The 14023-nt window shown below is 57.8% G+C and carries 11 protein-coding genes; 7 read left to right on the top strand and 4 right to left on the bottom strand.

The features are described 5' to 3' along the window. The first annotated feature begins 195 nt into the window (after positions 1-195). The 5 genes from DC3_RS25610 (at position 196) to DC3_RS25590 (ending at position 7118) form a co-directional block, all read left to right on the top strand. Entirely contained in the window at positions 196-1728 is a 1533-nt protein-coding gene (locus DC3_RS25610; protein WP_186816269.1) for an alpha/beta hydrolase, read from the top strand. Positions 1729-1917: 189 nt separating this feature from the next. Next, positions 1918-2976 carry a uroporphyrinogen decarboxylase gene (gene hemE, locus DC3_RS25605; protein ID WP_146890394.1) on the top strand — a complete coding sequence of 353 codons (1059 nt, stop codon included), beginning with the start codon at positions 1918-1920 and terminating at the stop codon, positions 2974-2976. After that, the gene (hemH, locus tag DC3_RS25600; RefSeq protein WP_146890391.1) at positions 2973-3908 is read left to right on the top strand and encodes a ferrochelatase; all 936 of its coding nucleotides are present in this window, start codon (positions 2973-2975) and stop codon (positions 3906-3908) included. Before hemE ends, hemH begins: the two co-directional genes overlap by 4 nt. After that, positions 3905-5248, top strand: coding sequence for a protoporphyrinogen oxidase (gene hemG / locus DC3_RS25595; RefSeq protein ID WP_146890387.1), 1344 nt, complete (start codon positions 3905-3907; stop codon positions 5246-5248). The genes hemH and hemG overlap by 4 nt, the downstream gene beginning before the upstream one ends. Before the next feature lie 319 nt (positions 5249-5567). Continuing rightward, positions 5568-7118 (top strand): PAS domain-containing sensor histidine kinase, encoded by a 1551-nt coding sequence (locus DC3_RS25590; protein WP_146890385.1) that lies wholly within the window; start codon positions 5568-5570, stop codon positions 7116-7118. On the opposite strand, the gene fdhD is transcribed toward DC3_RS25590, so the two are convergent. After that, a complete protein-coding gene (gene fdhD / locus DC3_RS25585; RefSeq protein ID WP_222594834.1) occupies positions 7115-7942 on the bottom strand; it encodes a formate dehydrogenase accessory sulfurtransferase FdhD in 828 nt (275 codons plus the stop codon). The genes DC3_RS25590 and fdhD overlap by 4 nt on opposite strands. After that, complete coding sequence (locus DC3_RS25580) at positions 7917-10136, bottom strand: FdhF/YdeP family oxidoreductase (RefSeq protein WP_146890380.1); 2220 nt, start codon at positions 10134-10136, stop codon at positions 7917-7919. The genes fdhD and DC3_RS25580 overlap by 26 nt, the downstream gene beginning before the upstream one ends. 111 nt (positions 10137-10247) lie before the next feature. On the opposite strand from DC3_RS25580, the gene DC3_RS25575 reads away from it, so the two are divergent. Beyond that, positions 10248-10934, top strand: coding sequence for an arginase (locus tag DC3_RS25575; protein WP_246130814.1), 687 nt, complete (start codon positions 10248-10250; stop codon positions 10932-10934). Here the strand turns inward: DC3_RS25575 and DC3_RS25570 are convergent, their stop codons facing one another. Further along, entirely contained in the window at positions 10935-11801 is an 867-nt protein-coding gene (locus DC3_RS25570; RefSeq protein ID WP_146890377.1) for a S41 family peptidase, read from the bottom strand. A gap of 30 nt (positions 11802-11831) precedes the next feature. On the opposite strand from DC3_RS25570, the gene DC3_RS25565 reads away from it, so the two are divergent. Beyond that, positions 11832-12494: a hypothetical protein gene (locus tag DC3_RS25565; protein ID WP_146890374.1), complete on the top strand. Its 663-nt coding sequence runs from the start codon at positions 11832-11834 to the stop codon at positions 12492-12494. A gap of 1 nt (position 12495) precedes the next feature. Here DC3_RS25565 and DC3_RS25560 read toward each other — a convergent pair whose 3' ends face one another. After that, on the bottom strand, positions 12496-13695 hold the full coding sequence (locus DC3_RS25560; RefSeq protein ID WP_146890372.1) for an ROK family protein: 1200 nt from the start codon (positions 13693-13695) through the stop codon (positions 12496-12498). Between the last annotated feature and the right edge of the window lie 328 nt (positions 13696-14023).

Here is a 14023-nt window from a genome sequence, read left to right as displayed (position 1 = left end):
CCCTGCAATGGCCCATCAGGGAAAACCCATGTCAAGTTTTCTTGACAAAAAGTTGAGGATGCTTTACTCTTGATGTCAAGGAAGCTTGACTTGCTACAGTCAAAGCTGTCCTGCCTGTTGTCCCTGAAAACCCATCTGACAGCACCTTCAGCAGATCCTGCTGCAGCTGGTTGTTTTCATCTCATGGAGGAAAGCATGAACACATCAAAACAGTCCAGAAAAAGCACTTCATTCCAAAAACGCCATTTTGGGGTTGCCGTTGCCCTCACGGTTGCCATTGCTGCAGCAAGCAGCCAGAGCAAAGCTGCAGGTTTCACTGAAGCGCCCTGTGCTTTCGGGGTGGAACTTCCTGCAGCCACAGACCACACCCTCAGCTGCGGTTATGTGGATGTCCCTGCAAAACACAGGGGTCCAGCAGGCAAAACCTACCAGTTGCATGTGGCCTGGTACAAATCCACCTCTGCAAACCGCAAAGCAGATCCCATCATCACCCTGAACGGAGGCCCTGGGCAGAAAACCTCCAGCTATGCCCCTCTGGCAAATTATCTGGTGGCTGCCATCGCGCCAGAACGGGACCTGATTTTCTTTGATCAGCGGGGTGTGGGGGCATCGAAACCCAGCCTGGACTGCCCACAGATCCTGAAAAAACTGCAGGAGATCCCCCTGGAAAGGGTGAAAGACCAGACCCAGGTGATGGCCACCGAACTGAACAACTGCTTCACAGATCTGGAGAAAGAAGGCATTGACCTTGGCACGTTCAACACTGTGGAAAGTGCAGATGATGTGGCCGTGCTGGCAAAAGCGGTGTCTGCAGAGAAAGTGAATCTGTATGGTGCCTCTTATGGCTCCAGACTGGCCCAGGAAGTGATGCGCCGCCATCCTGAACTGCTCAGGTCGGTGGTGCTTGATGCCGTGGTCACCACCGATGCCAATTACATCCAGAACCGCGAAGGCACTGTGGATGCGGCCCTCAGGAAGAGCCTGAACCGCTGCCTGCAGGATGAGGCCTGCAATGCAGCCTTCCCCAACCTGACCGAGCGTCTGGAGAAGCTGGCAGACCGTCTGGACCAGAATCCCATCAAGCTGCCGGTGCCCGATCTCCAGACCGGTGAGGCCCAGGAAGTCACAGTGAATGCCGCCATGCTGGGCGGTGGCCTGATGCTGGGCCTGTACGCCACCCAGCTTGTTCCTGTGCTGCCTGCGATCATTGATGACATTGACAGAGGCAACACCCAGATGCTCACTTTGATGCTGCAGAGCCTGCAGAGTGCAACAGGCATGAGCAGCATCGGGATGCAGGCCGCTTTCGGGTGCAATGATCTCATTCCCTATGCCAGACCCGAAGACCTGCAACCTGCAGAGAAACCCCTGAAAGTGGTGAGTGCTTCTTTCGGAGATGTGCTGACCGCCTATGCGAAAGCCTGTGAAGGCCACAAGTGGAGCCCCCTTTCTGCAGAGACCCGTGAAGTGGTGAAGAGCGACATCCCAACTTTGATGTTCTCCGGTGAGCTCGATCCCGTGACCCCTCCCCAGTATGCCCAGAAGGTGCTTCCAGGCCTCAGCCGTGCCCAGTTTGTTTCCTTCCCCACCGGAGCCCACGGGGAAATCACCATGATGCCCGGAGCCTGTGCAGATGGTCTGGTCCGTGCCTTCCTGGATGATCCTGCCAGCAAACTGGACGCAGCGTGTGCGGCTGTTCCACATCCCTTCCAGCTGAAACTGCAATAAACCACTGCCCATCAGGAGGCCAGGACATCTGGCCTCTTCTTTTTGTTCTGTGCTGTCTGCTCCCCAGAGAGTAACGTCCCTTGCAGTCCAGGGACGTTTGTCGCGTGGATTCTCACTGTGGAGTCCTTTAGAATTTGACTATAAGTGAACAAAAGTGACCATTCGGTCACTTTTCAGCTGAGGAGCCCCATGTCAAACAACCTGAAAAACAGCCGCTTCTTGAAGGCACTCCGCCGGGAAGCCACGGACGCCACGCCCGTCTGGTTCATGCGCCAGGCAGGCCGCTACATGCCCGAATACCGTGAATTGCGCGCCAAAACCACCATGCTTGGGGCCATCCAGGACCCGGACATCGCCACCGAGATCACCCTGCAGCCCATCAATGCCTTCAACCTGGATGCTGCGATTCTTTTCAATGACATCCTGCCGCCCCTGATCGGCATGGGTCTCAGCCTGGATTTCCAGGGCGGTGTGGGACCCGTGATTCACAACCCCATCACCTCGGTCAAAGATGTGGACCGTCTGGCCACCCCTCCCACCAGAGAAACCCTGGGTTACACCTTCAAGGCCATCGAGCAGATCAGTGCAGAACTGACCCCCAGAGGCATTCCCCTGATTGGTTTCGTGGGCAGTCCCTTCACCCTGGCGAGCTACGCCATTGAAGGGGGCGGCAGCAAGAACTACGAGCGCACCAAGGGCCTGATGTACTCAGAACCTGCCGCCTGGAAGCGCCTGATGACCAAGTTCGAGGTGATTCTGTCGGATTACCTGCAGGAACAGGCGAAAGCAGGGGCAAGCGCCCTGCAGATCTTTGACTCCTGGGCAGGTGCCCTGAGCCCCTCCGACTACCTGCGCTTTGTGTACCCCTACACCAAAAACGTGATCCAGAACGCCAAGAAATCGGGCGTGCCCGTGATCTACTTTGCCACCGGAACCTCCACCATGCTGACCCAGATTGCCAGCATGGGCAGCGACGTGGTGGGCGTGGACTGGCGCATTTCCCTCGGAGACGCCTGGGCGCAACTGCAACCCGATCAGGCCATTCAGGGGAACCTCGATCCCCTGCTCCTGAAAGCCCCCTGGCGTGAACTGTCCTTCCAGGCCGAGCGTGTGCTGCAGGAGGCCGCAGGCCGCCCCGGTCACGTTTTCAACCTGGGGCACGGAATTCTGCCCGGAACCCCGGTGGACAACGTTGCAAGGCTCGCTGACTTTGTGCACGAGAAAACCCAGACGGGGGCCCTGGTATGACCACAGAAACCATTGGTGTGCTTTTCATGGCTTACGGTGGTCCTGAGTCCCTCGAAGACCTGCCGGGATACCTGAGCGACATCCGTCATGGCCGCACCACCAACAGCGAAGTGCTTGAAGAAATCACCCACAACTATGCCTCCATCGGTGGGAAAAGTCCTCTGCTGGGCATCACAAAAGAGCAGGCTGCAAAAGCCACCGAGCTCCTCAACAAAAACGGAGTGAAATACAAAGCTTACCTGGGGATGCGCCACTGGGCACCGTGGATCGAGGAAACCGTGCGGGACATGCTGGATGAAGGCATCAAAAAAGCCGTTGCCATCGTGCTGGCCCCCCATTACAGCAGCCTTTCTGTGGCCAAGTACCACCAGAAGGTCAAGGCCGGGCTGGACATGTTTCACGGGCACATCGACTTCGAGTTCATCGACAGCTACCACAACCATCCCAAATACATTCAGGCGATGGTCAATCGGGTGAAACAGGGCATTGCCCAGTTCCCCGAGGGAGAAGACGTGCATGTGGTCCTCAGTGCCCACAGCCTCCCAGAGCGCATCATCAAGATGGGTGACCCGTATCAGGACCAGCTTTTTGAAAGTGCCCGTCTGATTGCAGAGGGGGCAGGCCTGAAAGAAGACCAGTGGAGCTGGTCCTACCAGTCTGCAGGCCGCAGCCCTGAACCCTGGCTCGGACCACAACTTGAAGACCATGTGGTGGCCCTGCACGAAAAAGGGGTCAAGAACGTGGTCAGCGTGGTGATTGGCTTTGTCAGTGACCACGTGGAAATCCTGTACGACATCGACATCAAGGCACAGGCGGCTGCAAAAGAGATGGGCATGACCCTGGTGCGTCCCCCGAGCCTCAACACCGATCCCCTCTACATGGAAACCCTTGCGGAACTGATTGAGGAAAAGGCAAAAGGGCTGCTGGGATGAAACCCGTGGTGATTGTGGGCGGAGGGATTGCAGGTCTCTCCGCCGCCTGGGAGCTTTTTCAAAAGGGCATTCCTTTTGTGCTGCTGGAAGAATCAGGTCGTCTTGGAGGCAAGATCACCACGGCCCGCTTTCGGGGTTTTCTGATTGAGGGGGCCGCAGATGCCTTCATCACCCAGAAGCCTCATGCAGAACAGCTTGCCCGCGAACTCGGGATGGAAGACGACCTGATCACCACCCTGCCAGAGAACAAAAAAACGTATTTGCTCAGGGAAGGGAAACTCAACCGCATTCCCCCGAGCTTCAAGCTGATTGCCCCCCTCGACGATGAAGAGTTTCTGGCCTCCAACCTGCTCTCCGAAGAAGGCAAGAAGCGCCTGCTGGAGGAGCAATTCATTCCTCCCAGACAGGGTGGGGGAGACGAGAGTCTGGCCTCCTTCATCACCCGCAGGTTTGGGCCTGAAGCGACCACCACCATTGCAGAACCCATGCTGGGCGGAATCTACGTTTCCAACCCCGAGAAACTCAGCATGCAGGCAGCGTTTCCGCAATACCTGAAAATGGAGCAGGAGTACGGCAGCGTGATCAGGGGTGTGCGGGAAAACAACCGCAAAAACCCCCAGACAAAGCCCATCTTCTACTCCCTGAAAAACGGCATGGGCAGCCTGATCGAGCGCCTCTACACCGAACTCCACGAGCACATCCGCCTGGGTGGAAACGTGGTGAAGGTGGACCGGGAGCATCGGGTCTACCTGGAAGAGGGTGAGGTCATTGAGGCCAGTCAGGTGATCCTTGCGACCCCCGCAGCCACCAGCAAAGCCTTCTTGCAAGAGAACTTCCCTGAAACGGCAGAATTGATGAATGAACTGGAAACCAACAGTTCCGCTGTGGCTGTGTTTGGTTTCAACCGGGACCAGATCGAATTTGATGTGTCCACATATGGGTTCATCGTCTCTGGGACAGAGCCGACTCCACTGCTGGCAGGCACCATCCACTCCAGCAAATTTGAAGGCCGTGCGCCAGAAAAACAGGTGCTCATCCGGGCTTACCTGGGAGGCCACCGCAACCCACACATCCCAGAGATGCACAGCCCTGAAATCGCAGAGATGGGCCTGAATGCCCTGCGTCCCATTCTGGGCATCCAGGGAAACCCGCTGTTCTGGCGGGTTTACAACTGGCTGGAGAACAACCCGATGTACAAAGTTGGACACATCGAGCGGGTGAAAAACATCCAGAACAGCCTGCCAGACACCATCAGACTGATTGGCAGCAGCTATGGAGGGGTCGGGATTCCTGACTGCATCCGCTATGCCCGGGAGATGGTTCGTCATATGGTGCCCTGAGCTTTCAGGTGCCAGGCCCTCCTCTTGCAGGGGAGGGCTTTTGCATGGAATGCTTCCTCTGGACCCGTTGCAAGAAGCGTCAGAACTTTCACGCCTGAGACTGCCCGGCTTCTGGCGAAAAATGAATGGGACGGATTTGCCAGCGAGTGGCAACCCTGGGAATTCCCGTATCAGAAAGTGTTTTTTTACCTGTCTCTGTTGTTCGCAAAATGAAAAAGACATGAAGTTTCTTCAGCTCCATTCCAGTTTTGCTGGTTAGACTTGCATCAGAAGCACATGTCCTTTCCGAGCCCCATTCCATCTTGCAGAGAAGGCCAGAATGTTTGACCCCACCATGATTGACAGCTTGCCGGAATTTTCATTTGACACCCTGTTTCAGCACCACCCTTTGGGCATGTGGCTGGTCGATGCCGTGTCCCTGAAGATCCTGGCGGCCAATCAGGCCGCAATCCGGGCTTATGGATACACCGAGGGCCAGTGGAAGACCCTGACCCTGCTGGACCTCTGCGTGATTGAAGAAAGTGTTTTGAGGGAAGCTTTTTCCAGACAGCCCTGCTTCGCTGGAGGCAGGGAATATGTCTTTGTGCGCCAGGACCAGTCCGCCCTGATTGTGGACCTCTCCTGGCAGGTGTTCCAGAACCACAGAATCCTGCTGACCGCCCGGGAGGTGACCCGCGAAGGATCACAGTTCCTGACCCCTCTGGAACGCATGGCGGAACTCTCCCGGATGATCCGTGCCGAGCATGGTCTGGAAGCCGCGCAGACCCTCAGCCAGGAGTTGCAGCAGCGCATGGCTGAGGCGTTGCAGGCCGCAGAGGTGGGCGTCTGGGAATGGGACCTGATTTCCAGTCAGGTCCTGTGGGACGAGCAGACCGCCTTCCTGATGGGCACCACCCTGGAAGACTTCAATGGACGCATTGAGGGGTTCAACAGGCTGGTTCATCCCGAGGACGTGGAAGGAGTGGGTGAGGCCCTGGCCCACTCCAGAGACAACCAGCAGCCTTTCGAGAAATCCTTCCGGGTGAGGACCCAGGAGGGGCAGGAACGCTGGCTGATGTCCCGGGGCCGTTACGACTACACCCCCGAAGGCATGGCCTACCGAATCACCGGAGTCATTCTGGACATCACCGCCCGCATTCAGGCCGAGACTGCGCTGCGGGACAGCGAAAAACGCCTGCGGGAGCTCAGTGAGGCCCAGAAGCGCTTCATTGCCGATGCCGCCCACGAACTGCGCACCCCTCTGACGGCCATTCAGGGGAACATCGACATTTTCATGCGCTACCCCAACATTCCAGACGATGAGAAACTGGACATTCTGGGTGACGTGCAGCGCGAATCCAACCGCCTGGGACGACTGGTCAATGACATGCTGCAACTCGCCAGAGGGGACAGCGGAGCCACCCTGCGGGAAGAGGAAGTGCAACTCGATCAGGTGATTGTGGATGTGTGGCGTGACCTCAGCCGGGTGGTGCCATTCCACCACATGCTGCTCGGAGAAGTGGAACCCCTGCAGATCATGGGGGACCAGGACCGCCTGAAACAACTCCTCTTGATCCTGCTGGAAAACGCCCTCAAGTACACCCCGGAGGGAGGAACGGTCTCGGTTTCCCTGAGCAGACAGGAAAAGTGCGCCGAGATGCGCGTGATGGACACGGGATACGGCATCTCCGAAGAGGACCTACCCCGTGTCTTCGAGCGTTTTTTCCGTGCGGACCGTTCCAGAACCCGTGGAGAAGACCCTGGAGGAACCGGACTGGGTCTCCCGATTGCCAAATGGATTGTGGAAAGCCACAAAGGCAAAATCTGGCTGGAAAGTGAACTCGGCAAAGGGACCACGGCGGTGGTTCAGCTTCCGGTGTATGAGGGTTAAACCTCTTCCAGCCGATCAAAGCCCGAATACACATTGAAACTGCCTTCCCTGAGAAACCCAATCAATGTGACGTTGAAGGCTTCTGCCAGCTCGACGGCAAGACTGCTGGGGGCGGAAAGGCCGCACAGCACAGGGATTCCAGCGGTGATGGTTTTCTGCACCAGTTCGAAACTCAACCTGCTGCTGGTCAGCAGCAGGTGATCGTGGGCTGGAAGCCGACCTGCCAGAAAGGGTTTGCCCAGCAGTTTGTCCAGGGCGTTGTGCCTGCCCACATCTTCCATGAGGTCCAGCAGCTTTCCCTGCGGATCAAAAAGGGCACTGGCATGGATGCCTCCAGTGAGCCTGAAAGTGGTCTGGGCCTGTCGCATCTGGGGCAGCAGAGCCAGAATCTGCTCAGGGGTGAACTGCACCTCAGAGAGCACGGGTCCTGTGCGCAGCCCCAGGTTTTCAAAACTGTTCCGTCCGCACACACCACAGGCACTGCTGGTGAAAAAGTGCCGCTCCAGACCCGAGAAATCTGGAAGAGGGGTGCTGAGGGTGACCCGCAGGGTGTTCTCGGTGGGAATTGCGCCTGATGGGGTGAAATGCTCGATCCTGAGGATCTGCTCTGGCCCTGAAAGGAGGCCTTCACTGAACAGAAATCCTGCTGCAAGTTCCACATCCTGCCCTGGTGTGCGCATGGTGATGGCCACCGTGCGCACCTGATCTTCGAAACACAGCTGGATTTCCAGGGGTTCTTCCACCGTCAGCAGATCGGTTTTGCTGACCTGCTGACCGGTGTAGGACCGAACCTGAACTTCACGCACGCTTTTCGAGGAAGGCAAAGGACTCCTTGTAGGCAGGAATGCGGGCTTTTGGCGAATGCTTGCTGGGATCAAGCAGCACATTGCCTTCGGGCCAGTGCACCTGCAGGCTTCCCCGCTTCAGGTCGCAGGGGAAAACGGTGCCCAGCATTTCGCCATGCGTGTTGTGCACCCGCACCGGGTCGCCTTTTTTCAGGCCAAGCTGTTCGGCGTCCAGATGGCTGATGAAGATGGCCTCTCTGGGGGCCTTGTTCACCGGGTCGATGTGCTCGTGCACCATGCTGTTGAACTGCTTCCCCCTGCGGGTCACCAGCGAGAACGCCCCTTCAGGGAGGTTGCGTTCTGGGAGCCCAATGGCCTTGAAGTGGGCCTTGCCATCCGGGGTGGGGCAGCTTCCCCCTCTGCACAGCATGCTTCCGCCGTACTGGAAGGCGTCCCCTCTGGACCTGAGGTTTTCGATGCCGCTGTACATGGGGATCACCCGGGCAATTTCTTCCCGGAGGGCTCCCATGTGGGTGTAGGTCAGCTGTTCTGCAAGTTCAGGCCGCACCTGTTTTGCGACATCCAGAAACACCCGGCCTTCCCAGCGGGCCTCCTCGATGCGGGGCCCTTCGATTTCCGGACTGAAAATCACCCGGCGTTCGGTGGACGTCTCGGTGACCCCTCCGGGGATCTCATAGCGGGTGGTGGCTGGAAGAATCAGCACCTCATCTCCCTCCACCAGCATCTGGGAGGTCAGGAAGATGTCCTGATGGATGCGCAGTGGCACCTTGCTGAGAAGTGCCCTCACCCCTTCAGGATCGGGAAGCACCTCCAGAAAGTTGCCTCCGATGCTCCACAGCACATCCATGCCCTGCTCCAGCATCTCGGGGGCATTGAGGCCAGAAGATACAGGCACCTCAAAGTGCCATTTCTCACTGAGGGAAGCCAGGTTTTCGGAGGTTGCCGGGATGCCGCCAGGCAAAACATTGGCATAAGCTCCCATCTCTGCACCTCCCTGCACGCCGGAGTGACCCCGGATGGGCATCAGGCCGCTGCCCTCCTGTCCCAGGAAGCCTCTGGAGAGGGCCAGATTGACCACTGCATGCACGGTGTCTTCACCCCGGGTGTTCTGGGTGACGCCCATGCTCCACACCAGAATGCCACGCTGCGCCTTGAAGAGCGAAAGGGCAAATTCCAGCATGTCGGTGCGGGTCAGGCCACTGCTTTTCTCGAAGTCCTCCCAGGGGGTGGACAGGACCCGTTGTTTCACCTCTTCAAACCCGGTGGTGTGGTCCTGAATGAAAGCATTGTCCAGCCAGTTGTGCTCGATGATGTGCCTCAAAGTGCCACTCAGGAAGGCGATGTCTCCTCCAGGGAGCACCTGGTAGAAGGTGTCGGTCACGCGGGTTCCGAAGAGGGCACTCTCTGGATCGCTCGGAATCCAGTATTTGTCCATCGCGGGCTCGCGGTAGGGGTTCACCATGATGATCTTCGTGCCGGCTTTCTTGGCGTAGTACAGGTACTTCATCATCACGGGCTGGTTCACTGCAGGGTTGGAGCCCACAAAAACAATCACATCCGTCCCGATCATGTCCTTGTAGCTGCAGGTGGTTGCCCCCACCCCGATGGCTTCCTTCAGGGCCACCGTGCTGGGCGAATGACAGATGCGTGCTGCATTGTCGATGTTGTTGCTGCCCATCGCCCGCACGGCCTTCTGCACCACATAGTAGGTCTCGTTGGGAATGCCGCGACTGGTGACGTACACGCCCAGTTTCTCTGGTTCTGTTGAGCGAATCCGCACACTGATGTGCTCCAGAGCGTCTTCCCAGCTGATTCTGGAAAAATGGTTGTCCCCCTTGCGCCTGAGCAAGGGAAATGGAATGCGCCCAAGTTCCCGCAGGTCCGCAGAGCTCTTCTGACTGAGTTTCGAGATGTCCTGCAGCACCTCGGGATTCAGGGCAGGCATGGTGTTCAGCCTCAGGAGCCTCAGGCGGATGTTGCACAGGTGAATGCCCTTGATGGTCCAGTCCCGCATCCCGGTGGTTCCCAGGGCGCACCCGTCACACACCCCCTCATTGAGGATCTTGTAGGCGTAATTCAGCTGGTCCCGGTTCTCGGAAAATGCACGGAACACCTCATAAAAATTGTTGGGCTTCACGTGCCCGATGCCAAAAGGGGAGAGGGAGACCCAGTGCCTCGGGTCCCATCCACGGTGTACGGGTTTGAGCGGCATAATGGGAGTATTTTACAGCGATCAGCGGTCAGCCATCAGCCGTCAGCACATCCCGGATGAAACAGCAAGCGGGGATTGAAATTCAGGCCCGTAAACTGTGAACTGTAAACTGTGAACACCAAACGGGCTTCACCTGTTTTGCTGAGCATCGACTGGGACCATTACGCCGGAATGGTTGAGCATGTGTTTGACAGCCCTTTCTGGGGTACCCCTGATCTGGAGTACCACCGTGCAGAGCGGTGGTGGGATCTGGCCCGCAAGCGTGGAGGAGGGCTGGAGGTGTTGCAGCAGGATTTTCCGCTGTATGGTGATCCGCTTGAGCTGCTGCAGTACTCCGGGAAACCTGTCTTTGCGGCCCTCAGCCATGACAGTGCCTGGGAATGGCTTGCCAGGTTTGAGGCGGGCAGGGTGGTCAATGTGGATTCGCATCATGATCTCTTCTCCCTGAGTGGGGACCCGGAGCAGGTGCGTCCTGGAAACTGGGCAGGCCTGGGCATCAGGAGGGGGAAAATTCTGGATTACACCTGCATTTATCCAGCGTGGCACGAGGATGTGCGGGTGACGGAGGGGTTTGATCTGGAGCGCACCTGGCAGGAAGTGGAGCCCCATTTTTCAGCAGAGGAGCGGGAGCGCATCCATCTGGAACGGGGTGGCCCACTTCCCGATCCACAGCAGGTCCAGGCCGTACTGCTGGTGCAGTCTCCGGCCTGGACGAATCCACTGTTCGATGGGGTGTTTTTTGAATTGCTGGAGAAGCTGCAGGGAACTTGCCTGACCGAACCCCTCAGGAGGGTGTGATCAGGGAAGGCTCTGCAGGTGTTCGAGGGCTTTCTCAAGGGCCTCTTCGCTTTTCACTTCGATGTCGGGCGTCACGCCCACCCCTTCCCAGTGGCCTTCGGTGTAAGGGCTGATGGGGTGCCCGGTGGGGATGAATGCGCCCACTTCATCATTAAGGGAGATGATGTTGACGGTGTGGGCTGCTCCGGCGGTGGTTTCTCCGATCAGGGTGGCGCGTTTCAGGGCTTTGAGGTTGTAGGCGAATTCCTCTGCAGCAGATCCGGTGTGTTTGCTGATCAGGACCACCACGGGTTTCTCGGTGTCCCGGTGGGGGAGGTAGGGCAGGGTCCAGCTCTGGCGCTTGAAGTCGCTGCCCCTTTCGGTGAAGGATTGCAGGTGGGTGCGGGCAGCAAGCAGGTGGCTGCACAGGTAGGCCACGGTTTCTCCACTACCCCCACCGTTTTTGCGCAGGTCAATGATCAGCCCTTTTGCGGGCCTTGCCAGGGTCATCACGGCGTCAAGCATGGGGACGGCACTTTCGGGCTCAAAGAAGCCCCGCAGATCCACATAAGCGACATTTCCAGCCAGGTACTCGAATTTCTGTACCCCCTGATGCACGGCCTGCCCGCGTGTTTCTTCCACCGTCCGGGGGAACACGTTCAGGTGCAGGTCCGGGACCAGTGCCCTCAACCTGCGGGTCAGCCCTTTGCACCACGCAGCAGTGTCCTGATCTTCAGGGGTTTCCTCCTCGCGCCACATCTGGAGGGTGTCGTGCAGCAGGAGGCCGGTTTCGGGGTACACGTAGGTGTCTCTGAATGCATCGGCCAGTCTGGAGAGGAGGTCCTGCCGGGTGGTTTTGTGCAGGGTGTTGCGGGTGAGGGTTTCCATGAACCCAGTCTGGAGGTTATGCTACTTCAAATGGAATCTGTGGTTTTGAACAAGTCACGCAGGGAGGTCCGTGATCCCGAGGCAGCAGCGTTCCTCACGCAGCCCGGATCGGCAAGGTACATCGAGCCTTTTCTGGGCCAGGAATGCTCCCTGAAAGACGCTGCCGAAACCCTGCAGATCAGCATGAGTGGCCTGTTTTACTGGCTGGAGCGCATGCTGGCCCTGGGTCTGGTGGAAATCACACGCATTGAGCAGCGTCGGGGACGCCCCATCAAGCATTACCGGGCCACTGCAGAGGAATTTTTTGTGCCTTTCCGGATGACCCGCGCAGGCACCTACGAGGAGATGCTGCGGGAACAGGAACGTCCACAGCATGACCGCTTGCTGCAGGGGATTGCCAGGGTTCGGGAAACCCAGGAGCAGCAGTGGGGCATCCTGCTGTCCAGAGAGGACACCGGGGCCATCCGCTACCACTTCACCACCCTGCACAGACAGGATGATGACCTCTTCATGTCAGATGCCAGTCGCCCGGCTCTGTTCAGTGGCTGGATCACCGCCCACATGTCCCATGCCCAGGCCAGGCTTTTTCAGCAGCGCATGATGGACATCCTGCAGGAGGTCTCGGTGCTTGGTGAAAGTGGGGAGGGAGAGGCTTACGTGCTGCATGTGGGGATTGCACCCCACCCGGACTGATTCACTCCTGACCGAGGTAGGAGAGCAGGGCAAAAGCCAGGCTGCCCATCAGGCCTGCATGGTCGCCCAGACGGGTGTAATCCACAATGAGCTTGCGGGTGGCGAGGGGCATGGCCCGTCCGTAAACGCTCTGGCGAATTCCGGCCAGCATCAAAGGACCAATATGGGCAAGCTCTCCACCGATCAGGATGTGAGAAGGACACAGCACGTTGGTCAATCCAGCGAGCACCTGCCCGATTTTCAGACCTGCGGCCTGGATGATGGCATTTGCTGCGCTGTCCCCCTCACTCGCGGCCTGTGAAACGTCGGTCACGGTGACGTGGTCCCGTTCCCTCAAGACCTGGGCGAAAAATTCGCTCTGTCCGCGCTGTCCTGCTTCGGTGGCAGAGCGCAGAATGGCCCGGGCTCCGGCCATCACCTCCAGGCATCCGGTCTGTCCGCAGTTGCAGCGTGGTCCTTCGGGATCAAGGGGAATGTGCCCGATTTCGCCTGCCCCACCAAAAGCACCCCGGTAGATGTTCCCGGCAATCACGATGCCTGCCCCGATTCCGGTGGAGAGTTTCAGCACCATGAAGCTGTCGAATTTTTCTCCCTCATTGTTGCGGCGGGCGTTCCACAGTTCTCCGAGGGCCATCAGGTTGGTGTCGTTGTCCACGTAAACCGGCACCGGGACGGCCAGACGGTGCACGAAGTACTCCTGGATGGAAAAGCCTTCCCAGTTGGGCATCACGGGTGGACTGACCAGCAGCCCGGTGCCCCTTTCGATGGGACTTGGGACCCCCATGGCGAGGCTCATCAGGCGTTCGGGTTTGATGTCGTGCTGCTTCAGGAGGTCATCGATCAGGCGGGCCACAGTCGCCATCACCACTCCGGCGCCAGCCCGGGTCTCGATGGGATGCGTGTGAATGCCGATCACATTGAGGGCCGTGTCGGTCAGGGCAATCTTGACTTCACTGACCCCCAGATCAATGCCAATCAGGTACCCCAGTCCGGCATTCAGGGAGTAGAGGTTGGCCTTGCGGCCCCCACTGGACTCCTGCTGCCCGATGTCCACAATCCAGCCCCCGGAGGCGAGGTCTTCAAGGACCTGCCCCACTTTGCTTCTGGAAAGGTGGGTGTGCCAGGCAAGTTGCTGCTTGCTCAGCGGACCATACCAGAGCACGGTCTGTAAAACTTTTTGTTCTTCGTCCGAGAGCTTCATACTGTTTCTGCGATTCCACTCCAGGGTATACACCAATCTTCCCTCCCGATACACCAAACTTTTGCTGATTCTGTCAAAAGTATAGCATGTTTAGCCGCAAAATCTGCAAAAGTTAATCCTGAAATTGCGATTCTTTTGGTTTGATTTCCCAAGTAATGATTCATAAAGTGGGATTAGCCCAAAACACAATTTGCCTGACTGCGAAAGTGGTCTGTTTTGCTGGCTTGGATGGAAAGGAAAGGGGAAAAAATGTCGAAAAAAGGTATCGTCTGGATGCTCAGTGCCGCTCTTGCCGCAGGGTTGAGCACTGCTCAGGCTCAAGGTGTGA

This window comes from Deinococcus cellulosilyticus NBRC 106333 = KACC 11606, assembly GCF_007990775.1.
Lineage (GTDB): Bacteria > Deinococcota > Deinococci > Deinococcales > Deinococcaceae > Deinococcus_C > Deinococcus_C cellulosilyticus.
This window is presented reverse-complemented; position numbering and strand designations above follow the sequence as displayed.